33 protein-coding genes, 1 tRNA gene and 1 pseudogene are annotated in these 26,426 nt (G+C 59.1%); 15 read left to right on the plus strand and 20 right to left on the minus strand.

The window, feature by feature from the left end:
• A pseudogene (locus HYI44_RS22460) lies at positions 1-432 on the plus strand (hypothetical protein); the annotation flags it as partial.
• Between the two features lie 175 nt (positions 433-607).
• Complete coding sequence (locus tag HYI44_RS22465; RefSeq protein ID WP_318653942.1) at positions 608-850, plus strand: hypothetical protein; 243 nt, start codon at positions 608-610, stop codon at positions 848-850.
• Here HYI44_RS22465 and HYI44_RS22470 read toward each other — a convergent pair.
• Entirely contained in the window at positions 837-1,046 is a 210-nt protein-coding gene (locus HYI44_RS22470; RefSeq protein WP_225570562.1) for a hypothetical protein, read from the minus strand. The genes HYI44_RS22465 and HYI44_RS22470 overlap by 14 nt on opposite strands.
• Before the next feature lie 83 nt (positions 1,047-1,129).
• Here HYI44_RS22470 and HYI44_RS22475 point away from each other — a divergent pair, with 83 nt between their 5' ends.
• The 8 genes from HYI44_RS22475 (at position 1,130) to HYI44_RS22510 (ending at position 6,969) form a co-directional block, all read left to right on the plus strand.
• Entirely contained in the window at positions 1,130-2,935 is a 1,806-nt protein-coding gene (locus tag HYI44_RS22475; RefSeq protein WP_225570563.1) for a DNA cytosine methyltransferase, read from the plus strand.
• Between the two features lie 251 nt (positions 2,936-3,186).
• Positions 3,187-3,483 carry a hypothetical protein gene (locus tag HYI44_RS22480; RefSeq protein ID WP_225570564.1) on the plus strand — a complete coding sequence of 99 codons (297 nt, stop codon included), beginning with the start codon at positions 3,187-3,189 and terminating at the stop codon, positions 3,481-3,483.
• A gap of 137 nt (positions 3,484-3,620) precedes the next feature.
• On the plus strand, positions 3,621-4,052 hold the full coding sequence (locus HYI44_RS22485) for a hypothetical protein (RefSeq protein ID WP_225570565.1): 432 nt from the start codon (positions 3,621-3,623) through the stop codon (positions 4,050-4,052).
• Positions 4,052-4,450, plus strand: a complete 399-nt coding sequence (locus HYI44_RS22490) for a hypothetical protein (protein ID WP_225570566.1) — start codon at positions 4,052-4,054, stop codon at positions 4,448-4,450. The genes HYI44_RS22485 and HYI44_RS22490 overlap by 1 nt, the downstream gene beginning before the upstream one ends.
• Positions 4,451-4,496: 46 nt before the next feature.
• Positions 4,497-4,829 carry a hypothetical protein gene (locus tag HYI44_RS22495; RefSeq protein WP_225570567.1) on the plus strand — a complete coding sequence of 111 codons (333 nt, stop codon included), beginning with the start codon at positions 4,497-4,499 and terminating at the stop codon, positions 4,827-4,829.
• Positions 4,830-5,025: 196 nt separating this feature from the next.
• Positions 5,026-5,457 carry a hypothetical protein gene (locus HYI44_RS22500; protein ID WP_225570568.1) on the plus strand — a complete coding sequence of 144 codons (432 nt, stop codon included), beginning with the start codon at positions 5,026-5,028 and terminating at the stop codon, positions 5,455-5,457.
• A 43-nt stretch (positions 5,458-5,500) separates the two neighbouring features.
• On the plus strand, positions 5,501-5,920 hold the full coding sequence (locus tag HYI44_RS29450; RefSeq protein WP_225570569.1) for a hypothetical protein: 420 nt from the start codon (positions 5,501-5,503) through the stop codon (positions 5,918-5,920).
• Positions 5,806-6,969: a tyrosine-type recombinase/integrase gene (locus HYI44_RS22510; RefSeq protein ID WP_225570620.1), complete on the plus strand. Its 1,164-nt coding sequence runs from the start codon at positions 5,806-5,808 to the stop codon at positions 6,967-6,969. The genes HYI44_RS29450 and HYI44_RS22510 overlap by 115 nt, the downstream gene beginning before the upstream one ends.
• Before the next feature lie 78 nt (positions 6,970-7,047).
• Here HYI44_RS22510 and HYI44_RS22515 read toward each other — a convergent pair.
• From HYI44_RS22515 to thrS, 9 genes are all read right to left on the minus strand, one after another.
• Positions 7,048-7,124, minus strand: a tRNA-Pro gene (locus HYI44_RS22515).
• Positions 7,125-7,213: 89 nt separating this feature from the next.
• Positions 7,214-7,570, minus strand: a complete 357-nt coding sequence (locus tag HYI44_RS22520; protein ID WP_003179985.1) for a MerR family transcriptional regulator — start codon at positions 7,568-7,570, stop codon at positions 7,214-7,216.
• Positions 7,551-7,853: an integration host factor subunit alpha gene (ihfA, locus tag HYI44_RS22525; RefSeq protein WP_002553164.1), complete on the minus strand. Its 303-nt coding sequence runs from the start codon at positions 7,851-7,853 to the stop codon at positions 7,551-7,553. Before ihfA ends, HYI44_RS22520 begins: the two co-directional genes overlap by 20 nt.
• A 3-nt stretch (positions 7,854-7,856) precedes the next feature.
• The gene (gene pheT / locus HYI44_RS22530) at positions 7,857-10,238 is read right to left on the minus strand and encodes a phenylalanine--tRNA ligase subunit beta (protein ID WP_225570570.1); all 2,382 of its coding nucleotides are present in this window, start codon (positions 10,236-10,238) and stop codon (positions 7,857-7,859) included.
• A 26-nt stretch (positions 10,239-10,264) separates the two neighbouring features.
• Positions 10,265-11,281, minus strand: a complete 1,017-nt coding sequence (gene pheS / locus HYI44_RS22535; protein WP_007905876.1) for a phenylalanine--tRNA ligase subunit alpha — start codon at positions 11,279-11,281, stop codon at positions 10,265-10,267.
• Positions 11,282-11,390: 109 nt separating this feature from the next.
• A complete protein-coding gene (rplT, locus tag HYI44_RS22540) occupies positions 11,391-11,747 on the minus strand; it encodes a 50S ribosomal protein L20 (RefSeq protein WP_007905879.1) in 357 nt (118 codons plus the stop codon).
• A 27-nt stretch (positions 11,748-11,774) separates the two neighbouring features.
• Entirely contained in the window at positions 11,775-11,969 is a 195-nt protein-coding gene (gene rpmI / locus HYI44_RS22545) for a 50S ribosomal protein L35 (RefSeq protein WP_008145659.1), read from the minus strand.
• A 60-nt stretch (positions 11,970-12,029) separates the two neighbouring features.
• Positions 12,030-12,581 carry a translation initiation factor IF-3 gene (infC, locus tag HYI44_RS22550; protein ID WP_176469887.1) on the minus strand — a complete coding sequence of 184 codons (552 nt, stop codon included), beginning with the start codon at positions 12,579-12,581 and terminating at the stop codon, positions 12,030-12,032.
• Entirely contained in the window at positions 12,581-14,503 is a 1,923-nt protein-coding gene (thrS, locus tag HYI44_RS22555) for a threonine--tRNA ligase (protein WP_225570571.1), read from the minus strand. Before thrS ends, infC begins: the two co-directional genes overlap by 1 nt.
• 373 nt (positions 14,504-14,876) lie before the next feature.
• Between thrS and HYI44_RS22560 the strand changes: the two genes are divergently transcribed.
• The gene (locus tag HYI44_RS22560) at positions 14,877-15,179 is read left to right on the plus strand and encodes a hypothetical protein (RefSeq protein ID WP_122838303.1); all 303 of its coding nucleotides are present in this window, start codon (positions 14,877-14,879) and stop codon (positions 15,177-15,179) included.
• 291 nt (positions 15,180-15,470) lie between these two features.
• The gene (locus HYI44_RS22565) at positions 15,471-15,683 is read left to right on the plus strand and encodes a cold-shock protein (protein WP_003179963.1); all 213 of its coding nucleotides are present in this window, start codon (positions 15,471-15,473) and stop codon (positions 15,681-15,683) included.
• A 72-nt stretch (positions 15,684-15,755) separates the two neighbouring features.
• Here HYI44_RS22565 and HYI44_RS22570 read toward each other — a convergent pair whose 3' ends face one another.
• Together HYI44_RS22570 and HYI44_RS22575 are read right to left on the minus strand one after the other, a co-directional pair.
• On the minus strand, positions 15,756-16,076 hold the full coding sequence (locus HYI44_RS22570; protein ID WP_122838302.1) for an I78 family peptidase inhibitor: 321 nt from the start codon (positions 16,074-16,076) through the stop codon (positions 15,756-15,758).
• 166 nt (positions 16,077-16,242) lie between these two features.
• Positions 16,243-16,548, minus strand: coding sequence for a hypothetical protein (locus HYI44_RS22575; RefSeq protein WP_045057961.1), 306 nt, complete (start codon positions 16,546-16,548; stop codon positions 16,243-16,245).
• 133 nt (positions 16,549-16,681) lie between these two features.
• On the opposite strand from HYI44_RS22575, the gene HYI44_RS22580 reads away from it, so the two are divergent.
• Positions 16,682-16,894, plus strand: a complete 213-nt coding sequence (locus HYI44_RS22580; RefSeq protein WP_045057911.1) for a hypothetical protein — start codon at positions 16,682-16,684, stop codon at positions 16,892-16,894.
• Positions 16,895-16,931: 37 nt separating this feature from the next.
• Here HYI44_RS22580 and HYI44_RS22585 read toward each other — a convergent pair whose 3' ends face one another.
• The 8 genes from HYI44_RS22585 to HYI44_RS22620 form a co-directional block, all read right to left on the minus strand.
• Positions 16,932-17,960, minus strand: a complete 1,029-nt coding sequence (locus tag HYI44_RS22585) for a nucleoside hydrolase (protein ID WP_045057912.1) — start codon at positions 17,958-17,960, stop codon at positions 16,932-16,934.
• A 41-nt stretch (positions 17,961-18,001) separates the two neighbouring features.
• On the minus strand, positions 18,002-18,406 hold the full coding sequence (gene rbsD, locus HYI44_RS22590; protein WP_225570572.1) for a D-ribose pyranase: 405 nt from the start codon (positions 18,404-18,406) through the stop codon (positions 18,002-18,004).
• Entirely contained in the window at positions 18,403-19,320 is a 918-nt protein-coding gene (gene rbsK, locus HYI44_RS22595; RefSeq protein WP_225570573.1) for a ribokinase, read from the minus strand. Before rbsK ends, rbsD begins: the two co-directional genes overlap by 4 nt.
• A 41-nt stretch (positions 19,321-19,361) precedes the next feature.
• Positions 19,362-20,381, minus strand: coding sequence for a LacI family DNA-binding transcriptional regulator (locus HYI44_RS22600; protein ID WP_225570574.1), 1,020 nt, complete (start codon positions 20,379-20,381; stop codon positions 19,362-19,364).
• A 3-nt stretch (positions 20,382-20,384) separates the two neighbouring features.
• The gene (locus tag HYI44_RS22605; RefSeq protein WP_122838299.1) at positions 20,385-21,362 is read right to left on the minus strand and encodes an ABC transporter permease; all 978 of its coding nucleotides are present in this window, start codon (positions 21,360-21,362) and stop codon (positions 20,385-20,387) included.
• Positions 21,359-22,912 carry a sugar ABC transporter ATP-binding protein gene (locus HYI44_RS22610; protein WP_225570575.1) on the minus strand — a complete coding sequence of 518 codons (1,554 nt, stop codon included), beginning with the start codon at positions 22,910-22,912 and terminating at the stop codon, positions 21,359-21,361. Before HYI44_RS22610 ends, HYI44_RS22605 begins: the two co-directional genes overlap by 4 nt.
• A gap of 56 nt (positions 22,913-22,968) precedes the next feature.
• Positions 22,969-23,925 carry a sugar ABC transporter substrate-binding protein gene (locus HYI44_RS22615; RefSeq protein ID WP_122838297.1) on the minus strand — a complete coding sequence of 319 codons (957 nt, stop codon included), beginning with the start codon at positions 23,923-23,925 and terminating at the stop codon, positions 22,969-22,971.
• A gap of 176 nt (positions 23,926-24,101) precedes the next feature.
• On the minus strand, positions 24,102-24,539 hold the full coding sequence (locus HYI44_RS22620) for a hypothetical protein (protein WP_122838296.1): 438 nt from the start codon (positions 24,537-24,539) through the stop codon (positions 24,102-24,104).
• Between the two features lie 351 nt (positions 24,540-24,890).
• On the opposite strand from HYI44_RS22620, the gene HYI44_RS22625 reads away from it, so the two are divergent.
• Both HYI44_RS22625 and HYI44_RS22630 read left to right on the plus strand, forming a co-directional pair.
• Positions 24,891-25,985 carry an asparaginase gene (locus HYI44_RS22625; RefSeq protein ID WP_045057920.1) on the plus strand — a complete coding sequence of 365 codons (1,095 nt, stop codon included), beginning with the start codon at positions 24,891-24,893 and terminating at the stop codon, positions 25,983-25,985.
• Between the two features lie 167 nt (positions 25,986-26,152).
• A complete protein-coding gene (locus tag HYI44_RS22630) occupies positions 26,153-26,422 on the plus strand; it encodes a DUF1654 domain-containing protein (protein WP_122838295.1) in 270 nt (89 codons plus the stop codon).
• The last annotated feature ends 4 nt before the right edge of the window (positions 26,423-26,426 follow it).

Consider the following 26,426-nt stretch of genomic DNA (forward strand, 5'->3'; position numbering starts at 1 on the left):
ACTATTGAGGAGCTTCCCAGTTGCGGAATCATCCACCGCCCGCCGAACTACAACCGAAGCATGACGCCGAATTTCCAGGGCGAGCCAGCAAAGGTCGCTTCCGGCGAGCAGGTCGTGCGCATTCGAGCGCTGGCCAAGACCCTAAATCGTAGCGAGATTTGCGAGAAGGAAGGCATAACGCTCGGCGTGCTGCGCGGGATCGGCCGGCGCTACAACATCGAATTCAAGGTCGGGCCGAAGAAGGCCTTCGCGCCGAACAAGGCAAAGCCTGAGTCAGAGGCCTTGCTCGTCATTCGAGTGAAGGAATGCATGGCGAAGGGCATCAACCGGAGCCAGTGCGCGAAAGCCTTGAGCATCAGCACCACGCTGCTCCTCAGGCTGATCAAGGACTACGACATCGACTATCCGAAGATGAAGCCCGCCTTTCGATGAAGCACCGAGTCCAGCAACGCAAACGACAGGCCTGGATGGCGATCCCAGCCAGCGGAATAGAAGAGGTAAACCATGGCAGCCGCGCAGAAAGAACGATCGGCAAAGACTGCGGCGAGGCGAAAGACTCGCGGCGAGGCGAAAGACTCGCGGCGAGGAAGAAATCAGGCTGCATTGCATGGCCGGCACACGCCAAGCACTCGCTGAGCTGATGGCCTGGAGCGGAATCGAGGAACAGGGCGAGGCCATCACGCTGATGATTCACCGGTTACATGAGTTAGGGCCTCAAAAGTGCCTGCCGATGCTTGATCCGCCGCGACACGTTATTGAGGTATCCCAAAGCGTGTCGCTGGCTTTTCACCGGAAGAGCCTGCTGATGATTCAGCAGGATCCGGGGGATGAGATTCTCACTCCACAATGATTTGCCGCGTATGGGGCGGATAAATGGACATGGTGTCGCGAATGTGGTGAACACCTACCACCTCACCAGCAGCGTTGCGTTCTTCTAATTCGTAAATATCCGCGTCTTGGCCATGCCGTTGCTCACGCTTAGCAGATATTTCTACCAGCGTGTGTTCAGCCGGAACGCCAAGTTTTGCCTTGTACTCTTCAGTCATTCGTCGCTCCTTAATCCGGCCCTATGCCGGCCGAACACAAATACCCCTTTTTAACGAATCACGCCAGCCGGCGAGGATCCTCTATGTCCGCACTCCAGAAAAAACATCAGTTCATCCATGGTCAGCCGAGCATGGGTCTGCCCTTCCAGAAAGAACTGGTGGTGGATCTGTTCGCCGGCGGCGGCGGCGCGAGCACCGGTATCGCCCGGGCCTACCGGGAGCCGGATGTGGCGGTAAACCACAACCCTATCGCCCTAGCTGTGCACCGCGCCAACCACCCGGCCACCGCGCACTATGTCGCTGATGTGTTCGAGGTCGATCCGGTTCATGCCACAGGCGGCCAGCCGGTCGGCATCCTTTGGGCATCACCGGACTGCCGCCACCACAGTAAGGCTAAGGGCGGCGCACCCCGCGACCGCAAGGTGCGAGGGCTAGCCTGGGTCGTCGTCCGCTGGGCATTCGCCACCCGGCCGCGCCTGATGTTTCTGGAAAACGTCGAAGAGTTCTGCGATTGGGGGCCGATTGACGACGATGGCCAGCCGATCAAGGCAGAGCGTGGTCGCACCTTCCGCTCATTCATTGCCGCGCTGAGCACCGGCCTGCCAGCTGATCACCCTGATATGTCGGAGATACTCCAATCCATCGGCGAGTTCGTCCCGGCTGAATGCCTCGTTCGCGGACTTGGCTACAACGTCGAATGGCGGGAGCGAATCGCGGCCAACGCCGGCGCCCCGACCATTCGCAAGCGTCTCTACCTGGTGGCACGGAGTGACGGACTTCCGATCGTCTGGCCTGAACCGGTACGCCACAAGAAGCCAGCGGCCAAACAGCTTCCATGGCGTGCGGCGTCGGAATGCATCGATTGGAGCAACCTCGGGCGCACCATATTCCGCGACAAGCCTATGGCAGTTAACACCATGCGCCGAGTGGCCAAGGGCTGCTGGCGACACGTCCTGACCAGTGCCAAGCCCTTTATCGTCCCAATGCGCGGAACGTCATCGGCGCACACCAGCACCCACGGCACGAATGAGGCGTTGTCGACCATCAGCGCCGGCGGCACCCACCACGCACTTGTGCAGCCGGTTGCCGCGCCATTCCTCACCGAATGCGCTAACGGCTCGTCGCAACGCAACTTCGATGCCCAAGAGCCGCTGCGCACGCAGGTCGCCCAAGTCAAAGGCGGCCACTTCGCGATGGTTGCCACACACATGACGGCGTTCGGTCAGAACGCAGTCGGCAGCTCACCCGACGACCCAACACAGACCGTGCTAGCTGGAGCTGCACGGCACGGTGTTGTCGCAGCATTCTTCGAACAAGCGAATGGCGGTTATTACAAGGGCGACGGCCGAGCGGCTTATGACCCGATGTCGACCATCTGCCAATCCGGCGCCAACCAGCGACTGGTGAACGCGTACCTGGTGAAGTATTACGGCAACGAGAAGGACGGTATTTCGCTGGCCGAGCCGATGCACACCCTGCCAACGAAGGATCGTGTTGCGCTGGTCGAGGTTGTTCAGGTGCCGGACACCCTGACGCCTGAGCAGATGGAAGGTGCCCGCCGCTGCGCCGCTTTCATGCACGAATACCTGCCTGAGCAATTCACGGACCCGGCCGAAATGGTCATGGTCGGAGGTTATGTGCTGGTCGACATCACCTTGCGCATGCTGCAACCGCCGGAGCTGAAGGCGGCGCAAGGCTTCGACAAGGACTACATCATCGACCGCGGGCTTTTCGTCGATCCGGTCACCGGCTCCGAAGAGTGGCGCGACATTAACAAGACGGACCAGGTGCGGCTGATCGGAAACAGCGTGTGCCCGGACGAGGCCGAAGCCTTGTTCAGGGCCAATGCCGCCGACATCATCGATCTCTACCAGCGTCTCGCCGCCTGACTCAAGCAAACCACAACTGCCATGGCATCGAGTTGAGCCATTCGATCAGGTGGTAAATCTGCTTTAACACCTGGTCGATCAGCATCTGGAACAACAGGTCTTCAAAAAATCGTTTCATGGATAGGTCCTGGGCTTGTTCAAAGCCCAGATCCTGGCGTCACGACATTTTCAAACCCTACAAAAGCGGCTTTTTTCTTACTTTTTAAACTTATCAACCGTCCGGGCATGACCCGGCATAGGACGCCATAACCATGACCCACAAGTGCTGCCGGCGCGATCCGGACGTTAACACCGTCACCGACCTGGTGACCGACGAGCAGATGCAGAGCGTGTTCCAAGGCACCAACTTCGGTCACACCGATTACCGTGGCCTGCTGGCCCAAGGCTGCATCAAGGCGCTGGCTGCCTGGCATCAGGGGCACACGCTGACCACCATCCTGGAAGAGCTCCGGGTGATCAGCTGGAACAGGCAGACCAGCAAGATCAAAATCACCGCCAAAGGCCGGCACTATATTTGGCTCGCCTTTAAGGGCCGCCCGGGCGTCTGATTCCGACAGGAGTACATTTGTACTCCACCCGAGAAAATCTTAACCCAGCCGCGAAAATCTTAATTTCCGGCGCCCTCCCCCCAATTTCGTTAACCAACTAAAAGTCAGCCGCTATAGCGGCAAGGACGAGTACGCCCATGGAAAATAAAAAGCTCGGCCCGGCCCATTATCGATACGTCGACGAGATGGACCCGAAAGGCCTGGAAGTAACCTGTAAAAAGTTCGTGGTTATCGGTGAGACCGAGCAGTTCTGGTACATCGTGGATGAATTCCACAACAACCTCTTCGGTGGCTCGCAGCGTGAGTCCCTGCTGAAGCAGTATCGCAAGCGCGTCCTTAAGGAGGGCGGCGAGCACGGTCGGCGATTCGCCTACATCGACAAGGCTCTAGCGCTGCGGTCGTACAAACAGAGAAAGTCCTGGCAGATGCGTCATGCCCAGCTTTCGCTTGAGCGTGCCCAGGCAGCCATTGCGTATTTCGGCGACACCAAGACCGAAAGCACCCTGCCACCCGACAGGCTGGTGGTTCCGTGCGAATACATCCAGGCAATGAACTGGAGTGAATGCTGATGACCGACTACACCGAACTGAAGCGCCTGGCCGAAGCCGCCAAGAACGACTGTGGCGACTACGTTGCGTTGAATGATTACGGGATGGCGGTGCCGCCAGCCGTGGTACTTGAGTTGATCGCGGATCTGGAGCGCAACCAGCGCATGCTTCTTGCGGCTTGCATGGACATGGGCGCGATTGGCAGTGCCCTGAACGCCGACATGAATAGCGACGGTGAAGAGCTGTTGTCGATGGTCGTGGACTTGAAGGCTGAACTGGATAAAGAAAAAGCCCTCTCCAAGGGTTGGTACGAAAACTGGAAGGGCACGATTGTAGAGCGCGACCAACTGAAGGCAGAGCGAGACAACCTGCGAGAAGACCGCGACGGCCTACTCGAAGCGGGAGCACACCTTCTATGATCGCCCTCGCCTACATGGCCTGGCTCATCTACTCGGGGCCACGGTGATGACAGAAAACACCAAAGAATTTTATTCTGCCGAGCAAGCCTTTCAGCATGCCGCCGACTGGTGCAAGCGCCATCCCGCATGGCGCCGGATCTGCGATATTCCGGATCACTCAGTGTTCACGAAAACCTACGATGAGATCCCTAAACGCGAACGCGCTTACTGGGACGAGAACGGCGGCGAAGAATGCTGGAGAGAATTCGGAATCGCAGGAAGCAAGGTGCCTACTGGATTCATCTCTGGAAAGGGCGAGTTTTTCGACGACGTCCTAAAAGTGCCACGCCATCACAACATGATGATGGTGTTCCGCGTGGGCAAGAGGTGGAAGCCATGATCCACCAACCGAAAGGCGGCATGTGTCGCGCCTGCGTCCACGCCCTCCGAAATTGCAGCCACCTGCCATTCAGCACTATGCCGGCGCTCGCCCGTGACGCCCAGACCGTGATTGTCCGCTGCACTGAATTCCAGCGCCGCAAGTAACCCCTCTTCCACCTACCAGCCTGCCGGTGAACGGCGGGCGAGGAATTCGCATGTCTGAGAAAACCCTCAAAGCCATCATGGAACAAGCCCAGGTATTCGCCAGCAGCTGGTCAATGGTGGGAAGCCCCTTCGCCGCCGCCGACCAGCTGGAGAGGGCCGAAGATGAAAAATTAGAGCTGGAGAAGCTGGTCGCCGGTGCGCTGGAAGGTACGGTCGGCGCACCGCAAGAGGTCGGCGAGATGATCGAAGCGCTGCTTGCCTGGCATAAACGGCAGGCCGATCAGCTGCAAATCATCACCGACAACGCCAAAGAAGGCGTGACCCTTCAGCTCGGTACCGATGACCCGGTCGAGATCATGCTCACGAAAGATATGGCCAAGGGTTTACGTATCGGTCTCGTACTGGCATTGGAGCGCCTTGGCAAACTCCCAATTAGCGTCAGCCATGACGGTGACGAAGACCCCGAATCCGACGACGAATAATCCCCTCCCCACCTTCTGCCGCCACGCGCGGCATGGAGCACCTATGTCTGCAGAACTGGCGCAGGCGCCCTCTCGGCCCCGGCGCGAAAGCATCCTTCCCCGCTTCATCCGTGCCGGCGCTGCGCCCATCTACCTGGGCATGTGCCGCGCTGAATTCGATAAAACCGTGCGCCCCTATGTCAGCGAGTTTCCCATAGGCGAGCGCGGTGTCGGCTTCGACCGGCAGGAGCTGGATGACTGGGCAACGGCGTACGTCGAGGCCAAAGCAATTGATAAAAAACGCGCCCCGGAGCAACAATTGCCCCGCAGCGAGCGCCTGAAAGGAGATAAATCATGGCGCGAAAATCGATTACCGGCCTCTCCGAGAGGAAAGGCATCTGGCATATCGACAAGAAAATCAACGGAGAACGACTTTACGAAAGCACTGGAACTGGTGACCGGGAAGAAGCGGAACGCTACCTGATCTACCGGCTGGAGCAGATCCGGCAACAGAAGGTGTACGGCGTAAAGAAAGTGCGGATCTGGCGGGAGGCGGCAACTCGCTTCCTGCTGGAGTTCAAAAACCAGCCATCAATCAAGCTTTCGGCGCACCACCTTTCCCAGCTGGACCCGTTCATAGGCGACATGCCGCTGACCCACATTGATGACCAGGCCCTGGTGCCGTTCATCAAGGACAGGTTGTCGACCAAGAAGCTTGAAGGCGGCAAGGTAAAAAAAGGCGTCAGTAACAGGACGGTGAATATCTCGATCGAGCGTGTGGTTCGAGTTTTGTCGTTGTGTGCCAGGAAGTGGCGAGACGATGAGCGAAGGCCATGGCTGGATAGCGTGCCGATGCTCACGAAGCTGGAAGAGAAGAAGTCGAGCCGCAAGCCGTACCCGATGTCATGGCCGGAGCAGTCGATTCTTTTTGGAGAGTTGCCGGCGCACCTGCAGACGATGGCGCTGTTCAAAGTGAACACCGGCACGCGGGAGCAAGAGGTCTGCAAGTTGCGCTGGGATTGGGAGATTTCGGTACCGGAACTTGGTACCAGCGTCTTTCTGATACCTGCGGACTTCGGCGGGCGTCACGAACGGTCAGGTGTGAAAAACGGTGACGAGCGACTCGTCGTGCTCAACAGCGTGGCCAGGTCGATCATCGAGCAGCAGCGGGGCCTGAGCAAGGAATGGGTTTTCCCTTACAACGGCAACGCAATGCACCGGATGAACGACTCAGCCTGGAAGAAGGCGCGGGTGAGAGCGGCGAAACTCTGGCAGGAGGAAAACCTTCGCCCCGCTCACCCAGGTTATGCATCCATAAGGATTCACGACCTCAAACACACATTTGGCCGGCGGTTACGCGCAGCAGGCGTCACCGAGGAAGACCGCAAGGCACTTCTGGGCCACAAGAACGGCAGCATCACCAGTCACTACTCGGGCGCTGAGCTCGGGCATTTGATCGAAGCTGCGAACATGGTATCAGCAACCGATTCGCGTGGACCGGTCCTGACAATCTTGAAGAGGAAGCAGGCGTGAAAAATCGAGAAGTCACGCAAAAGTCACGCACATGAAAAAGCCCAACTCGCGAAAGTTGGGCTAAGTCATTGAATTATATGGTCGGGACGGAGTGATTCGAACACTCGACCCCTAGCACCCCATGCTAGTGCGCTACCGGACTGCGCTACGCCCCGACTAGGCGTGAAACTCATCCTTCACCTCGAAGGACGCTCAAGAATATATCGCAAGCTTTTGAAAACTGGAAGTATTTAAAAGCAAAAAATCATTTCTTGAGTACGACCAGCACATCTTCCAACTCGGCAATCATCTGCCGGATCATCTGTTTGTACTGGGTGGTGTCATCTTTGGCTTCGTCGCCGGACAAACGCAAGCGTGCGCCACCGATGGTGAAGCCCTGATCGTACAGAAGCGCGCGGATCTGCCGGATCATCAGCACGTCTTGTCGCTGATAATACCGGCGGTTTCCGCGGCGTTTGACGGGATTGAGTTGAGGAAACTCCTGCTCCCAATAGCGCAGCACGTGCGGTTTTACCGCACACAGCTCGCTGACTTCACCAATGGTGAAGTAGCGTTTGCCTGGGATGACGGGTAGCTCGTCGTTATGACTTGGTTCCAGCATAAGCCTCAACTCGGGCCTTCAACTTCTGCCCTGGACGAAAGGTGACCACACGGCGAGCCGTGATCGGGATTTCTTCTCCCGTTTTCGGATTGCGGCCAGGCCGCTGGCGTTTGTCCCGAAGGTCGAAATTGCCGAAACCGGACAATTTGACTTGTTCGTTGTCTTCCAGAGCGTGCCTGATTTCTTCAAAAAACAGTTCGACCAATTCCTTGGCCTCCCGTTTATTCAGGCCCAACTCCTCATACAGACGTTCCGCCATCTCAGCTTTCGTCAGAGCCCCCATACGTCACTTCCTTAACGTGGCGTTCAACCTTTGTTCGAGCGAGGTGAGGATATTTTGCGTCGTGGTATTCACCTCATCGTCATTAAGAGTGCGCGATGGATGCTGCCAGGTCAAGCCGACTGCAAGGCTTTTTCTATCAGGATCAATGCCTTTACCCTGATACACGTCAAATAGCCTGAGGTCTGTCAGCCATTCGCCTGCATTTTCACGGATTACGTCGAGAACGGCGCTGGCTGCGACGTCTTTTTCCGCGATCAGGGCCAGGTCACGTCGCACTTCAGGAAAGCGCGATAACTCCTGGAATTTAGGCATTTTACCCAGTGCCACTTCCGCCAGAACCAGCTCGAATACGAACACCGGACGGTCGAGACCGAGGGTTTTCGATAATTCCGGGTGGATGGCGCCGACGAAGCCGACCAGGCGGCCTTCGCGTTCGATGCGCGCGGTTTGACCCGGGTGCAGCGCGGGGTGTTTGCCCGGCACGAACGTGAACGAATCCAGTGCACCGGCGAAGCCCAATACGGCTTCCACGTCGGCCTTGACGTCGAAGAAGTCGACGACGTCGCGACCTTGCGCCCAGCCTTCCGGCAGGCGGCTGCCACAGACGACACCGGCGATCATCGGCTCTTGCTTGAGGCCGTCGAGTTGACCGACGAAGCGCAGGCCGCTTTCGAACAGGCGGACGCGATCCTGCTGGCGGTTCAGGTTGTGCTGAAGCGCCTTGACCAGGCCCGGCCACAGCGACGAACGCATGGCGGCCATGTCGTTGGAGATCGGGTTGGCCAGGAGCAGTGGTTCAACGCCTGGGTTAAACAACTCGAACTGTTTCGGATCGATGAAGCTGTAGGTGATCGCTTCCTGGTAACCACGGGCGACCAGCAGGCGGCGCAGTTCTGGCAGGTCACTGCGGGCTTCGGCCTTGGCTTGTGGCGCCAGGCGGGCTTGCGGGTAGCGGACCGGCAGGCGGTTGTAGCCGTACAGGCGAGCCAGTTCTTCGATCAGGTCGACTTCCAGGCTGATGTCGAAGCGATGGCTCGGCACTTCTACGCGCCACTGCCCTGCCCCGTCGGCGGAAATTTTCAGGCCCAGGCCGTTGAGCAGGCGCTCGACTTCGGCCGGTTCCATTTCCATGCCGAGCATCTGGCTTATGCGCTGGGCACGCAGGGTGACCGGTGCGATCGACGGCAGGTGCTGTTCGCTGACGGTTTCGATGATCGGGCCGGCTTCGCCGCCGGTGATTTCCAGCAGCAGGCCGGTGGCGCGCTCCATGGCTTCACGGGCCAACTGCCAGTCCACGCCACGCTCGTAGCGGTGCGAGGCGTCGGTGTGCAGGCCATAGGAACGGGCCTTGCCAGCGACGGCGATCTGGTCGAAGAACGCGCTTTCGAGGAAGACGTCGCGAGTGGTCGCGGTGTTGACGCCGCTGTGCTCGCCACCCATGACGCCGGCAATCGCCAGGGCGCGGGTGTGGTCGGCGATGACCAGGGTATCGCTACGCAGGCTGACTTCCTGACCGTCGAGCAGTACCAGTTTTTCGCCTTCTTCGGCCATGCGCACGCGGATGCCGCCATTGATTTCGGCGAGATCGAAGGCGTGCAGCGGTTGACCCAGTTCCAGCATCACGTAGTTGGTGATGTCGACGGCAGCATCGATGCTCCGGACGTCGGAACGACGCAGGCGCTCGACCATCCACAGTGGCGTTGGCTTGGACAGGTCGACGTTACGGATCACGCGGCCCAGGTAGCGCGGGCAAGCGGCCGGCGCCAGGACTTCCACCGAGCGCACTTCGTCGTGCACGGCGGGCACAGTGGCCACGACCGGACGGGTGACCTGGGCGGCGTACAGCGCACCGACTTCACGGGCCAGGCCGGCTACGGACAGGCAATCGCCGCGGTTCGGGGTCAGGTCGACCTCGATGCTGGCGTCGTCCAGGCCCAGGTATTCACGGATGTCCTGGCCAACCGGTGCATCGACCGGCAATTCCATCAAGCCATCGTTGCCTTCGCCAACCTGCAGTTCGGCTTGCGAGCACAGCATGCCGTTGGACTCAACGCCACGCAGCTTGGCTTTCTTGATCTTGAAGTCGCCTGGCAGCTCGGCGCCGATCATGGCGAACGGGATCTTCAGGCCCGGGCGCACGTTAGGCGCACCGCACACGACCTGGAAGGTTTCGGCGCCATTGCTGACCTGGCACACACGCAGCTTGTCGGCGTCCGGGTGCTGCTCGGTGCTCAGCACCTCGCCCACGACCACACCACTGAATTCACCGGCGGCCAGCGTGACGCTGTCGACCTCAAGACCGGCCATCGACAGACGAGCAACCAGCTCGTCGCGACTTACCTGCGGGCTTACCCAGCCGCGCAGCCATTGTTCACTGAATTTCATCCTGCTCTCCTAAGAATTCGTTACGACTAGCGAAATTGCGCGAGGAACCGCAAGTCGTTGTCGAAGAACAGACGCAAGTCGTTCACGCCGTAACGCAGCATGGCCAGACGCTCGACGCCCATGCCGAAGGCAAAGCCCGAAAACTCTTCCGGGTCGATCCCGGACATGCGCAGCACGTTCGGGTGAACCATGCCGCAGCCCATGACTTCCAGCCAGCCAGTCTGTTTGCAGACACGGCAGCCTTTACCGCTGCACATCACGCATTCCATGTCGACTTCAGCGGATGGCTCGGTGAACGGGAAGTACGAAGGACGGAAGCGCACCGCGAGTTCCTTCTCGAAGAACACCCGCAGGAATTCCTCGATGGTGCCCTTGAGGTCGGCGAAATTGATGTCGCGATCGACCAGCAGGCCTTCGACCTGGTGGAACATCGGCGAGTGGGTGATATCGGAGTCGCTGCGGTACACACGGCCTGGGCAGACGATGCGGATCGGCGGCTGTTTCGATTCCATGGTGCGGACCTGTACCGGCGAGGTATGGGTGCGCAGCAACATGTTGGCATTAAAATAGAAGGTGTCATGCATCGACCGGGCCGGGTGGTGGCCTGGGATGTTGAGCGCTTCGAAGTTGTGGTAGTCGTCTTCGACCTCAGGGCCTTCGGCGATGCCGTAGCCGATATGGGTGAAGAACTGTTCGATTCGTTCCAGAGTACGCGTAACCGGATGCAGACCACCCGAGGTCTGGCCGCGGCCAGGCAGGGTCACGTCAATGGACTCGGCAGACAGTTTGGCGGCCAGGTCGGCCTCTTCAAACAGTGCCTTGCGGGCATTGAGAACCTCTGTGACACGCTCCTTGGCAACGTTGATCAGGGCGCCGACTTGCGGACGCTCTTCTGCCGGCAGATTCCCCAGGGTCTTCATCACCTGAGTCAATTCGCCCTTCTTGCCAAGGTAGTGAACCCGGATTTGCTCCAGGGCATTGATATCTTCAGCGCTTTGCACAGCCTCTAGTGCTTGAGAGACGAGCGCATCCAGGTTTTCCATGTACAGACTCCAGATACAAAATAGGGGAAGAGCTTGAAGGCTCTTCCCCTATTTATGACGTTTAACACCTGGCCCCACAAAGGTGAGGCAGGGTGACTGTCGGGGGTACTTAAGCCAAGGTGGCTTTAGCTTTCTCGACAATCGCAGCAAACGCCGCTTTTTCGTTCACTGCCAGATCAGCCAGAACCTTACGGTCGATCTCGATGGACGCTTTTTTCAGGCCGGCGATGAAACGGCTGTAGGACAGACCGTTGATACGTGCACCAGCGTTGATACGAGCGATCCACAGAGCGCGGAACTGACGTTTTTTCTGACGACGGTCACGGTAGGCGTATTGGCCTGCCTTGATTACCGCTTGCTTGGCAACACGGAATACGCGCGAACGAGCGCCGTAGTAGCCTTTAGCAAGTTTCAGAATTTTTTTGTGACGTTTACGGGCAATGACGCCACGCTTTACACGAGCCATGAGTTACTTCCTCTATTCTTGACTAAATTAACGAAGGCGCAGCATGCGCTCGACTTTTGCCACGTCACACGGTGCCAGCAAGCTGCTACCGCGCAGTTGACGCTTACGCTTGGTCGACATTTTAGTCAGGATGTGGCTCTTGAAAGCGTGCTTGTGCTTGATACCGTTAGCAGTTTTCAGAAACCGCTTAGCAGCACCACTTTTAGTTTTCATTTTTGGCATGTTCGGATACTCCGCATTCAGTTGATAAACATAATCAGTAGGCCTGCCGTGCCCAAATGATTACTTCTTCTTTTTCGGGGCGATGACCATGATCAGTTGGCGTCCTTCCATCTTAGGATGCTGTTCGACCGAACCGTACTCGAGCAAGTCACCTTCAACTCGCTTGAGGAGTTCCATCCCCAGCTCCTGGTGGGCCATCTCACGGCCGCGGAATCGCAAGGATACCTTGGCCCTGTCCCCATCACTCAGGAAACGTACCAGGTTGCGCAGTTTTACCTGGTAATCCCCTTCCTCCGTCCCTGGACGAAACTTGATTTCTTTAACCTGGATCTGCTTCTGGTTCTTCTTGGCTGCGGCAACCTGCTTCTTCTTTTCGAAGATCGATTTGCCGTAGTCCATCAGCTTGCAGACAGGAGGTACAGCATCGGCGGAAATTTCCACCAAATCGAGCTTGGCTTCTTCAGCCTTAAGAAGCGCGTCTTCAATTGACACAATCCCAAGCTGCTCGCCTTCAGCCCCAATTAACCGAACCTCGCGTGCCGAGATATTCTCGTTGATCGGGGCTTTCGGTGCAGCTCGTTTATCTTGTCTCATTTCACGCTTAATAGTAATTACTCCGAATCTGGGCGACCACGCCGGGAAACCGCTTGCGCGAGAAACTCAGCGAACTGGGCGACGGGCATCGAGCCCAGGTCAGCACCTTCACGAGTACGCACAGCGACAGTCTGCATCTCGACTTCCCGATCTCCGATAACCAAGAGATAAGGAACCTTGAGCAAAGTATGCTCGCGGATTTTAAAGCCGATCTTTTCATTTCTCAAGTCAGACTTGGCACGAAATCCGCTTTCGTTGAGAGTTTTTTCAACTTCAGCGGCGAATTCAGCCTGCTTGTCAGTGATATTCATGATCACTGCCTGGGTCGGAGCCAGCCACGCAGGGAACGCGCCCTCGTAGTGCTCGATCAGGATTCCGACGAAACGTTCGAAGGATCCAAGGATCGCCCGGTGCAACATGACCGGGTGCTTGCGACTGTTGTCTTCGGAGACGTATTCGGCTCCCAGACGGACAGGCAGGTTAAAATCGAGCTGCAGGGTACCACACTGCCAGACGCGGCCAAGGCAATCTTTCAGCGAGAACTCGATCTTCGGACCGTAGAAAGCGCCTTCGCCCGGTTGCAGATCGTACGGCAGGCCCGCGCTATCAAGGGCTGCAGCCAGGGCAGCCTCGGCGCGATCCCACAGTTCGTCGGAACCTACGCGTTTTTCCGGACGAGTGGACAACTTCATCTCGACGTCTTTAAAGCCGAAATCGGCGTAGACGTCCATGGTCAGCTTGATGAATGCGGCGGATTCGGCCTGCATCTGCTCTTCGGTGCAGAAGATGTGGGCGTCGTCCTGCGTGAAGGCACGCACGCGCATGATGCCGTGCAGCGCACCCGATGGCTCGTTACGGTGGCAGGCACCGAACTCGGCCAGGCGCATCGGCAACTCGCGGTAGCTTTTCAGGCCCTGGTTGAACACCTGCACGTGGCACGGGCAGTTCATCGGCTTGATGGCGTAGTCGCGGTTTTCCGACTGGGTGGTGAACATGTTGTCGGCGTAGTTGGCCCAGTGCCCGGATTTCTCCCACAGGCTGCGGTCAACGACTTGCGGAGTCTTGATCTCCAGGTAGCCGTTGTCGCGCTGAACCTTGCGCATGTACTGCTCCAGCACCTGGTACAGGGTCCAGCCGTTCGGGTGCCAGAACACCATGCCCGGCGACTCTTCCTGGGTGTGGAACAGGCCCAGGCGCTTGCCGATCTTGCGGTGATCGCGTTTTTCCGCTTCTTCGATGCGCTGGATGTAAGCCGCCAGCTGCTTCTTGTCAGCCCAGGCGGTGCCGTAGACGCGCTGCAATTGCTCGTTCTTGGCATCGCCGCGCCAGTAGGCGCCGGACAACTTGGTCAGCTTGAAGGATTTGAGGAAACGGGTGTTCGGCACGTGCGGGCCGCGGCACATGTCGACGTATTCTTCGTGATAGTACAGGCCCATGGCCTGTTCGTTCGGCATGTCCTCGACCAGGCGCAACTTGTAGTCTTCGCCACGGGCCTTGAACACTTCGATCACTTCGGCGCGCGGAGTGACTTTCTTGATCACGTCGTAATCTTTCTCGATCAGCTGCTGCATGCGCTGTTCGATCGCGGCCAGGTCGTCCGGGGTGAAAGGACGCTCGAAGGCGATGTCGTAATAGAAGCCTTCGTCGATGACCGGACCGATCACCATCTTGGCGGTCGGATACAGCTGCTTGACCGCATGGCCAACCAGGTGGGCGCAAGAGTGGCGAATGATCTCCAGCCCCTCTTCATCCTTTGGCGTGATGATTTGCAGCGTGGAATCGCTGCTGATGATGTCGCTGGCGTCGACCAGCTGGCCATTGACCTTGCCGGCCACGGTGGCTTTGGCCAGGCCAGCACCAATGGATGCGGCGACCTCGGCTACGGAAACCGGGTGATCGAATGAACGTTGACTGCCGTCGGGAAGAGTAATAGTTGGCATGGCGCCTCCTCTCCTAGTGGTGACCCCTACCAAAGGTCACGTGGGTTGGGATGAGCCAGTACAAGATCCGGTCCAGGCCATTCAATGACGAACGCCTGCCTTACAGCGGCAGGAGCCTTGCGGCCAACCGGAAACCGAACCAGAGTGACTGGGATTCAAATCAGGGTTATTCGGGCCTGTGCCGCCACCGGGACTGAAGGTCATCCGGAGCCTGCAAACGCCCGAGCGAGGCATGCTAGCACAGATGAACGGTCGTCGACGCCATGCAGCGCGCCGCTCGGGCAAATCAGGGCTTTTTATGCCAGAGTGCTGAACTTGAACCGGGTTTTACCCCTCAGATAACAAGACATTGACCCACAAGGAGCATCCCCGCATGCGTCTGAATCGTTTATTCGCCATCGTCGCCCCCGTCGTCCTGCTGCTGCCACTGGCCGCCCACGCGGACTGGCCGAAGGGCGAGCGCGAGAAATACATGGCTCAGTGCACCCAGGCGGCCACGCCGCAGATCGGCGCCGCTGCTGCCAAGTCCCACTGCGCCTGTGGCGCCGATGCGATCAAGTCGTATCCGGCCAGCGACATCCAGGCATTGATGGACAACAAGGCGAGCGACGCGCTGAAACAGAAAGCGCTGACCCAGATCGCCTCCTGCAAAGCCGATCCGAAGGCGAAAAAATAAGCCCATCTGAGCTCGTTTTCAGCCTGGACGATCGCAAAAAAGCCCCTGAAAACCGCCTTTTACTACAAATTTTTCAGGTTTTTACGCTTTTTTTATCGTCTTTACTTTCGGCTGAAAGCCTTTTAAATCGGGGCTTTCAGCCAATATGAGCAGCAAAGCAAGCGTGACAGCTAGGCAAACAGCACCTGCGGGGGGCTCCCAAAGCGAACATTTCGACTATGATACCCCGGTGTGCCCAGTTGGCCTGAGCAGCACAGTACTGAAAAAATATATGTTTCTTGGAGATACACCATGTCTAATCGCCAAACCGGCACCGTTAAGTGGTTCAACGATGAAAAAGGCTTCGGCTTCATCACTCCTCAAGGTGGCGGTGACGACCTGTTCGTACACTTCAAAGCTATCGAAAGCGACGGTTTCAAAAGCCTGAAAGAAGGCCAGACCGTTTCCTTCGTGGCTGAGAAAGGCCAAAAGGGTATGCAAGCTGCACAGGTTCGCCCAGAGTAAGTTTCTGGCGCACTAAAAAAACCCCGTCCATGTGACGGGGTTTTTTATGCGTGCAACAAACGCCGGACGCTGTCAGCCGCAGTTGACGCGGGTGACCACTCGAGCCGCATCGGTATTGAGGTTCAGGCGGTCGGAGCGATATTCCAGGGTGACCATGTCATCGGGCATCAGGAACCGGGCATTCTGCGCACCTGCGCGAGTGCGGGCCTGTTCCAGCAATTCAGATGAAGCCTTCTTGCCGATGGCGAATTCGGCAGCCTTCGCTTCACAGCGGCTGTGACCCGTATCGGTCGACGCTACAGGGTCTGTTGCCGACTCGGAGGACGTACTGCTGCAGCCAGCCAGCAACGTGGCGGCCAACAAAGTACCCAATGACGCGAGCTTCCAAGGCATGAAGCCTCCTCTTTTCAATAGTTAAGCTGAGATCGTGCGACCGCCATTCCGGTGATTGGTTTCACCGTGGCTGATAGCACCCTGCCCCCAGACAGGATAATTGCCAAGTTTGCCTGAGCACCAGCCGGCTGATCATCGTTCAATCGTGACTGAATATGAACAGGTCTTAGTAGACGTCGATGTAGTCGAACGGCGGGTTCGGCCAATTCTCTTTCAGCGCGTTGTAGATCTGCATCACCCACACCTCATCGCTGGCGGCGACGCGCCCGACATAACCGGAACCCTTGGCCCAGGTCTCCAGGCGAAACAGCAGGTCGCCGATGTCGGTACCGCCGACGACACCTGAGGATATATAGGCAATGCCGGCTTTAGTCACCCGCAACTGGGTGTGCTCATCGTCACTGGCTGAGGCCAGCAAATGGCGAACGGCATCCAGGGTCAAGCCGTCGGGCGTGTTCAAATCAATCTGCACGGGGTGGTCCTTGGACATTGTTCAAAGACCAAGTGTCGCATAGCCCTCCCCTCATGCCTAAGTCGGAGTGCCAAACGCCGCGCAAAATGGTTAACTTCGCAAACAGACTTCTACCCATTCACGAGCGCTATTCATGACCACCGTAAGTATCGATGCCGACATCAAGGCCAAGTGGCCGCAGGGCCACAGTTCCTACAGCCCCGGCAGCCCTGAAGAATTGGCAATCATCGGCATAGATCTTCTGGTCAAGGAACTGGGCACAGAAGCGGCCCAGTCGTTCATTACCCAGGTATTTGAAAAGTACCCGGTGAACTACATGGGCGCCGCGTACACGGCGGCCAAGTAACTCCCGCAGGCTGGCACCTGCGGGAAGCGACTGCTGCTTACTTCAAACGCGCCAGACGCTGGGTCAGCAGGTCAAAGAACCCCTGGGCGTCGCCGTTTTCTACCCAGAACGCGTTTTTCGGCGCCTTCAGGCCGTCGTACCAGTCGACGATGGTCTGGCCGAAGGTCGGGCCTTCGCGGCTGTCGACCACCACATTGACCGCACGACCGCTGAACAACTCGGGCTTGAGCAGGTAGGCGATGACGGTGGCGTCATGCACCGGGCCACCGGTCATGCCGTAGTGTTCCATGTCGCCCTTGACGTATTCATTCAGAATATCGCCCACCAGCTTGCTGGCATTGTTGTTCAGGGCAGCGATCTGCTTCAGGCGCGATTCGCTGGTGAGGATCTTGTGGGTCACATCCAGTGGCAGATAAGTCAGCTTCACGCCGCTCTTGAGCACCACTTCTGCCGCCTGGGGATCGGCGAACAGGTTGAACTCTGCCACCGGGGTAATGTTGCCACCGTTGAAGTGCGCGCCGCCCATGATCACCACTTCCTTGATGCCCTGGACGATCTCGGGCTCCTGGATCAATGCCAGCGCCAGGTTGGTCTGTGGGCCGAGCATGGCGATCGTGATGCTGTGGGGCTTGGCGGCTTTCAAGGTGTCGATCAGGTAGTTGACCGCGTTGCCTTCGGCCAGGCCTGCTTTCGGCTCGTGCACGGTGACACCCGACAGGCCTTCCTTGCCATGGATGTTCTCGGCGTAGATCGGCGTGCGCATCATCGGTCGGGCGGCACCGGCGTACACCGGCACTTCCTCGCGCCCTGCCCACTCGCGGGCCAGGCGGGCATTGCGCGAAGTCTTGTCCAGGCGCACGTTACCGGCCACGGTGGTCAGCGCACGAATGTTCAATTCTTCAGGGGAAGCCAGGGCAAACAGCAAAGCAACCACGTCGTCGGCACCGGGGTCTGTGTCAATGATCAGGTCGATCTTTTCCGCCGCCTGGGCGCCTGTTGCAGTAATCAAGGACAAAAGCAGCAAACTCCGGATCAGTTGGTGCAGTTTCTGAGCATAGCGGTGCATGGCGCACTCCTTGTGCGTGAGGAAACAGTGATGTCGAATGTCTAGAAGGTCACTCCGGCGATCAGCACGATGTTGCAGTACGGCTGGCACTCGCCCGTACGAACCACCGCTCGCGCCTGGCGGCTGAGTACCTTGAACTGGTCGTGGCTGATCAGCTCGCGCCGACCCAGCTCGCCGGCCGCATCAAGCTCGTCCAGGGTGGCCAGCGCCGTCGGTTGTTTGTCGAGGATCTCCTGGGCGAGCACATGGCTTTCAACCTGCATCTCGCTGAGCACCACCTTGAGGGTGCTGATGAAATCCGGCACGCCATGGGTCAGGGCCAGGTCGATCAGTTCGACGCCGGCGGGCACCGGCAAGCCGGCATCGCCGATCACCACCATGTCGCCATGCCCCAGGGAGGCGATCAATCGCGACAAGGCGACGTTGAGTAACGGAGTCTTTTTCATGATGGTTTGAACGCCTGCACGTCAGACAAGGTGGGAATCGAAGGTTGCGCGCCGGCACGGGTCACCGACAGCGCCGCAGCCACCTGGCCAAAACGGATCGCTGCGGCTTCGTCCTGACCGTTGGCCAGGGCCGCCGCAAAGCCGCCGACGAAGGTGTCGCCGGCTGCCGTGGTATCAATCGCCTTCACAGCCGGTGCGGGAAAATGCTCCAGGCGGCTGTTACTGGCGAAGAGTGAGCCCTGGGCTCCCAGGGTAATGATGACTTTGCCGGCGCCCAGGGTGATCAACCTGGCGGCAGCCACCTTGGCGGAGTCCAGGGAATCCACGGGCACACCGCTCAGGGCCGTGGCCTCGCTCTCATTGGGGATCAGGTAATCGATGTTGGCGTACCAGTCTGCCGGCAGCGGACGACTGGCCGGCGCCGGATTGAGGATCACGGTCTTGCCCAGCTCGCGGGCACGCTTGAGCGCATGACCGACCGATGCATCGGGTATTTCCAGCTGGCAGATGATCACATCGGCCGCCTGCAGGACCGCATCGAAGCAGCCGATGACGGCCGGGGTCAGCGCACCGTTGGCCCCGGCGACAATCACGATGGCGTTCTGGCTGTTGTCGTCGACCACGATCAAGGCCACACCGCTGGAGCCTTCGACGGTGCTGACCGCCTGGCAGTCGATCTGCTCGGCCACCAGTGCGTCGCGCAGCGCCGTGCCGTAAGCGTCGTTGCCGACACAACCGACCATGGACACCTGGGCGCCCAGCCGGGCGGCGGCGACTGCCTGATTGGCGCCCTTGCCACCGGACACCGTGGCGAACGATTGACCGATCAGGGTTTCACCGCCACGGGGCAGCCGTGGCGCCCGGGTGACCAGGTCCATGTTCAGGCTGCCTATTACCGCTACTTTTGCTGGCATTCGTCACTACTCGTCAATTCTATTTCAGTGATGCGGTGGGTTCAGCGGTACTCGACAAAGACTCCCGCCAATGGCGCTGTCGATTCTCGCAGGACAATACTGGGGGTCACGATCCGCTGGTCGGTGGCCATGGCCGGGCTGGCGATCCGGCGCAGCAGCACTTCGGCTGCCATTTCGCCCAGTTGCAGGATCGACTGGCCGACGGTGGTCAATGCCGGGTACACGTAACGACTCATCTGGATGTCGTCAAAGCCAATCACCGACAGCTCGCTCGGTACGCGAATGTTGCGCTCTGCCGCCGCGCGCAGTACGCCGATGCCGATCATGTCGTTGCCGGCGAAGATGGCGCTGGGTGGATTGGTTTCCAGCAACAGCGCCGCCGCAGCGTAACCGCCGGTGCTGGTAAAATCGCTTTCGAGCATGCGCTCGCCCGGCACCTCAATGCCTGCCTCGCGCAGGGCCCTGCAGAAACCGGCCAGGCGCATCTGCGCCACGCTGGTACTCGCCGGGCCGCCAATCGTGGCGATGTCCCGATGCCCGAGTTCCAGCAGGTGCCGGGTGGCCAGGTAGGCGCCGTACTCGTGATCGATGCGCACCATGTCGGCGTTCACGCCTTCCAGGCCACGGTCAACGATCACCATCGGCGTGCGCACGACGGCAAGACCTTCCGCCAGCCCGGCATCACCGCCGGCCGAAGCCACGATCAGGCCGTCGATGCGTTTTTCCAGAAGTACCCGCAGGTAGCTGCGCTGCTTGTCCGGGTTATCGTCGGAGTTGCACAGGATCACGCAGTAGCCATTGCGCTCGCAGTAATCCTCGATCCCCCGCGCCAGCTCGGCGAAGTACGGGTTGAGGCTGTTGGGCACCAGCAAGCCGATGGTCGCCGTGGTCTTGGCCTTGAGCGACCGCGCCACCGCGCTCGGCACATAGTCGAGGGTCTTGATGGCGGCCTCGACCTTTATCCGTACTTCTTCGCTGACCGGGCGGCTCTTGTTCACCACGTGGGACACCGTGGTGTAGGAGATGCCCGCCAGGGCAGCGACATCCTTGATGGTTGCCATGACTCAGGTCCGCCGGCTTGCGCGCTGACTGCGATAAGTATCGAGCACCACCGCGATCACGATGACCGCACCGGTGATGATGCGCTTGGTTGGCTCGGTGGCGCCGATCTGCGCCAGCCCGGCGGCCAGTACGGAAATGATCAACACGCCAAAGAAGGTACTGATCACCGAACCCCGGCCGCCCATCAGGCTGGTACCGCCGATCACCACGGCCGCGATCACCTGCAGCTCAAGGCCGGAACCGGCATTCGGGTCCGCCGCTTCCAGGCGCGAGATCTGGAACAGCGCGGCAATCCCGGCCAGCAACCCCATCAGGCTGAACACCAGGATCTTGTAAGGCTTGGGATTGATCCCGGCCAGGCGCACGGCTTCTTCGTTGGTGCCGATGCCAATCAGGTAACGACCGAACACGGTACGGGTCAGCACGGCCTGGGCGATGATAATGATCAGCAAGGCGATGATGAACGAGGGCGAGATGCCGAAGGCGATCGGGTTGGACAGCCAGGCAAAGGCGTCGCCGATGTAGGCGGTGCGCGAACCGGTCATCTGATACGCCACACCCCGCGCCATCTCCAGCACGCCCAGGGACACGATGAACGACGGAATGCGCCAGGCTACCGTGATCGAGCCGGTAATGGTCCCGGCCAGTGCAGCAATGGCCATGCCGAGCAAGGCCGCCGGCAGTACGCTCCAGCCCCAGCCGAGGATCGCCACGCTGACCGCCGATGCGGCCAGTGCCAGTACCGAACCTACCGACAGGTCGATGCCGCCGATGATCAACACGAACGTCATGCCGACCGCCAGCACCATCAGGTCGGGGATCTGGTTGGCCAGGGTGCTGAAGGTGTCATAAGACAGGAAGTGGCTGCTGAGCACCGAGAACAGCGCGATCATTGCCAACAGGGCACCGGCCAGGCCCAGATAAGTACCGAGGCCATAGAAGTTGCCACTTCGCTTGCCAACAGACGTTGCAGTTTTCATTGAGGGTCCCTAGGCGCTGCTTCATTGAGCAACGCATCACGTTTTTGGTAGCCGGCAAAGGCGGCAGCAAGCAAATCATCCTGGGTCCAGGTATCGCGTTCGAACGTCTCGATCAGGCGCCCGGCGGACAGCACGCCGATGCGGTCGCAGATCAGCATCAATTCGCGCAGGTCGCTGGAAACCACCACCAGCGCCTTGCCCTGACGGGTCAATTCTCCCAGCAAGGCATAGATGTCGAACTTGGCGCCGACGTCGATGCCCCGGGTTGGCTCGTCGAACAGCATCACCGAGCAATCGCGCTCGAGCCAGCGGCCGATCACGACCTTTTGCTGGTTGCCCCCGGACAGTTGCGACACCAGTTGCGTCGGGCTGGAGCTGCGGATACGCATCGCGTCGATCTGGCGCTGGGCCAGGGACATCTCGTCGCCGTTGTTGACGAAGCCGCCGCGGGAAATCACCGGCATGTTGCCCAGGGCGATGTTCGCGCTGATCGACTGGGTCAGCAGCAGGCCTTCGCCTTTGCGGTCCTCGGTGATCAGCGCAATGCCATGACCGACCGCGTCGGCCGGCGAACGGATACTCACCACCTGCGCCGGCGAACCCAGGGCCACCGTGCCGCTGTCGGCAATATCGGCACCGAAGATCAGCCGCAGCAGTTCGGTGCGCCCTGCCCCGATCAGCCCGGAAATGCCGTAGATTTCGCCAGCGCGCACTTCAAAGGACACGTCGCGAACCTTGTCGGAACGGGTCAGGCTGCGGACCGTCAACGCCGGTGCGCCGATTTTGCGCGGGCCCATGTCCATGTGTTCGCCCAGCTCGCGACCGACCATCAACGTGACCAGTTGCTCGCTGTTGTAGTTGGCCATGGGCTCGACGCACACCAGGTTGCCGTCGCGCAGCACCGCGATGCGCTGCGCCACACGGGCCAGCTCTTCGAGTCGGTGCGAGATATAGATGATCGACACCCCGCGTGCCTGCAGGCGGGTGATCTGTTCAAAGAGCATTTCGACTTCCCGCGCCGTGAGCATGGCCGTCGGTTCGTCAAGAATCAGCACGTGGCAGTCGCCGATCAGGTTGCGCGCGATCTCGACCATTTGCTGGTGGCCGATGCCGAGCTCGCCGACCAGGGTGTCCGGGTCGATCGCGTCGAGCCCGACCTGCGCCATGGCCTCGATCGCCGCCTTGCGTAATTGCTTGCGACTGATCCAGCCACCGGTGCTCGGCAGCTTGTGCAGGAACAGGTTTTCCGCCACCGACAGGGTCGGCAGCAGATTGAGTTCCTGCATCACCATGCGGATGCCCAGTTCTTCGGCCTGGGTGCGGCTGCCGGGACGGTAATCCTGGCCCTGGAACTGCATCTGCCCGGTGGTCGGCGTCACCAGCCCGCCGATGATCTTCGACAGCGTGCTTTTACCTGCGCCGTTTTCACCGGTCAGCGCCAGCACTTCGCCGCGCATCAGCGTCAGGTCGATGCCGGTGAGGACAGGCTGGGCGTAGGTCTTGCCGATACCGCTGACCGAAAGGACAGCGTTCGCAGCGGAAACTGACATAAAAACTCTCCATGCGCTCGCTCACGAGGAGCGAGCACCTTGCGTCACCAGAAGGACTACTTGGTCACCAGCTCGACCGGGGTTTCGATCACGCCATTGGCGCCGCTGTCGACTTTCTCGCCCTTGATGATCTTCAAAGCAGTCTCGATGCCGAACACCGCCTGCTTGGCGGCAAACTGGTCAGCGGTGGCCAGGACGCGACCATCCTTGAGCATTGGCTGGATGGCGTTGATGTTGTCGTAACCCACCACTTGGACCTTGCCCGCCTTGCCCGCGGCACGTACCGCAGACACCGCGCCAACGGCCATGCTGTCGTTACCGGCCAGCAGCGCCTTGACCTGCGGATACTCGCTGAGAATCGAAGCGGCTACCTTGTTGCCCTTGTCAATTTCCCAGTCGCCGGACTGCAGGGACACCACCTTGATTTGCGCCGCCTCCATTGCATCCTTGAAGCCTGCGGTGCGGGCCTGGGCGTTGGTCGTGGTGGACACGCCTTCGATGATGCCGACTTCGTCACCGGCCTTGAGCTGCTTGGCCAGGTACTCACCGACCAGGCGTGCGCCTTTGCGGTTGTCCGGCCCCACGAAGGGCACGCTGATGTTCTTGCTCTTGACCACGGCCGGGTCCAGCTGGTTATCGATGTTGATCACGGTGATACCGGCATCGATGGCTTTCTTGATCACCGGCACCATGGCCTTGGAATCCGACGGCGCGATCACCAGGGCATTGACCTTTGCCAAGATCATTTGCTCGACGATACGGGTTTGCCCGGCGGTGTCGGTTTCGTCCTTGATGCCGTTGGAGATCAGGTCGAAATCGGCGGAGTGTTCTTTCTGGTAAGCCTTGGCGCCGTCTTCCATGGTCAGGAAGAATTCGTTGGCCAGGGATTTCATGACCAGCGCGACTTTAGGTTTTTCCGGGGTTTCGGCGAAGGCCGAGGAGATGGGCAATGCGGCGGATGCGGCAGCCAGCATGGCGACAGCGAGAAGGCGTCCAGCGAATGGCAGCTTCATGGGTTCACTCCGATCTTATGATTATTCTGAGCAACGCTTGCGCTGGCGTAGGCTATACAGCGTTCTGTAGGAACAGGCTATCAGAACACTGCGCAAACGTTTGCGAAGACCGAACTATGCGAACCCTGCAAAGATTTGTCAACGCCCGGCAATGCTGATCGCATAAAGGACGTAAGTCAGACCGAGGTGCTGACCATACTGCCAGTAGTGGAACCCTCAGTCAGCGCCTTGGCCAGCGCGCCCGCCACCTGGGCGATTGCCCCGGCGGTGTCGGCAATGCGCTGTTGCACCGCCATGACCGCGGTGGCCTTGGCTTCTTCGTTGGCAAATTTGGTGGCCTGGGTCGCTGCCAATTGCTGCTGTTGTTCGCGCAACTGTTGCTGCAGCTCCTTCATGCGCTTGAGCAACATCTGCACCGTAATACTTTGGCTGCTGCTACTGCTCTCGGCTTTGGCGTCTTGCTGGGCAGGTGCCACGCTCAAGGGTTTGTTATCGCCCTCTTCTGGGGTCGCAGCCTGCGCGGTGGCTTCGGCTGTTGTTTTAACAGCGGCGTCCGCAGGCTTGTTGCCAATATTGATCACACGCGCATTCGACAAAGCGACGGTCAACGACATTTCCAATCCCTCTTAAACGATCCATTACAGGGGCATCGACCGGGATAGCGGTTTCTTTAGGGGGCGAGCAGGAATTGAGCGCTGAACCCTTATTTCAACAGGATGTGCAGGGACTTTCGGCAGACCGAACAAAAAAACCATCCCTGTTCGGAAGCCCGGACGAGCTGGTTTGAGACGCTTGCGCTCATGACACAAATATTCTTTACATATCATTAGGTTACAAATAATTTCGTTACACATTACAGCTGGTATGGATCCTGCTCTCTCACTCCCACCCCGGCATTCAGGTGTGCCGAGGCCATTTGGAAGACCTGCAATCAGCACCGTCTCACCACAAGAGAGAAAAAAATAATGACATCTGCTCTTAAGTCGTTCGTTCCGGGCACTTTGGCCCTGCTCCTCCTCCTGCCTACCGCGCTCCAGGCTAAAGAAGCCCAGACCCAGACCGAACAGAAACTGGCCAACGTGGTGATCCTCGCCACCGGCGGCACCATCGCCGGCGCAGGCGCCAGCGCGGCCAACAGTGCCACCTACCAGGCGGCGAAAGTCGGCATCGAGCAATTGATCGCCGGCGTTCCGGAACTGAGCCAGCTGGCCAATGTGCGTGGCGAACAAGTCATGCAAATCGCCTCCGAAAGCATCACCAACGACAACCTGCTGCAACTGGGCCGCCGCGTGGCGGAACTGGCCGACAGCAGCGACGTCGATGGCATCGTCATCACCCACGGCACCGACACCCTGGAAGAAACCGCTTACTTCCTCAACCTGGTGGAAAAAACCGACAAGCCGATTATCGTCGTCGGCTCCATGCGCCCGGGCACTGCGATGTCCGCTGATGGCATGCTCAACCTGTACAACGCCGTGGCCGTCGCCAGCAGCAAGGACGCACGAGGCAAAGGCGTGCTGGTGACCATGAACGACGAGATCCAGTCGGGTCGTGACGTCAGCAAAATGATCAACATCAAGACTGAAGCATTCAAGAGCGCCTGGGGTCCGCTGGGCATGGTAGTCGAAGGCAAATCCTACTGGTTCCGCCTGCCGGCCAAGCGTCACACCATGGATTCGGAATTTGACATCAAGGACATCAAGAGCTTGCCTGCCGTTGAAATCGCCTATTCCTACGGCAATGTCAGCGACACCGCGTACAAGGCCCTGGCGCAATCTGGCGCCAAAGCCATCATCCACGCCGGTACCGGCAATGGCTCGGTGTCTTCGCGCGTCGTTCCAGCCCTGCAGGCGCTGCGCAAGGACGGCGTGCAAATCATCCGTTCTTCCCACGTCAATGCCGGTGGTTTCGTATTGCGTAACGCTGAACAACCGGATGACAAGAACGACTGGGTGGTGGCCCACGACCTGAACCCGCAGAAAGCCCGCATCCTGGCCATGGTCGCGCTGACCAAGACCAATGACAGCAAAGAACTGCAGCGGATGTTCTGGGAGTATTGATCCCTAGTCGCCCGACCGATTCCGGTCGGGCAGCCCTGGCTTCTCCTCAAGGGGTCAGGGGCCTGATAAAAAACCTGTCCCCTTCCTACACCAAAAGGCGAAAACCGCTGTCAGAGGAATTTCTTGAATTTTAAGCAGTTGCGATAATTCCTACAGTTTAATACTGTATGTTCGTACAGCTTAATAAGGATAATTCCGTGACCACCGCCTCCTCCGCTCCAGATTCCTACGCACGCATGGGCATGCGCGTTCAGAAAATCATTAATTCCCCCACCGCGCAGAAAGCCAAAGCCGCGCTGATCTTCCGCCTGCCCGACGAACCCGTGGACGAGTGGGAGCAGTTGCTCGAAGAAATCGACGAAAACGATAACGTCACCCTCGCCTACCGCGACGATGGCGGCGTGCAGATTTTTTGGGTTGTGCCGAAGGAAGACTGAGTCA

Source organism: Pseudomonas sp. Y24-6, from assembly GCF_020295325.1.
Lineage (GTDB): Bacteria > Pseudomonadota > Gammaproteobacteria > Pseudomonadales > Pseudomonadaceae > Aquipseudomonas > Aquipseudomonas gregormendelii.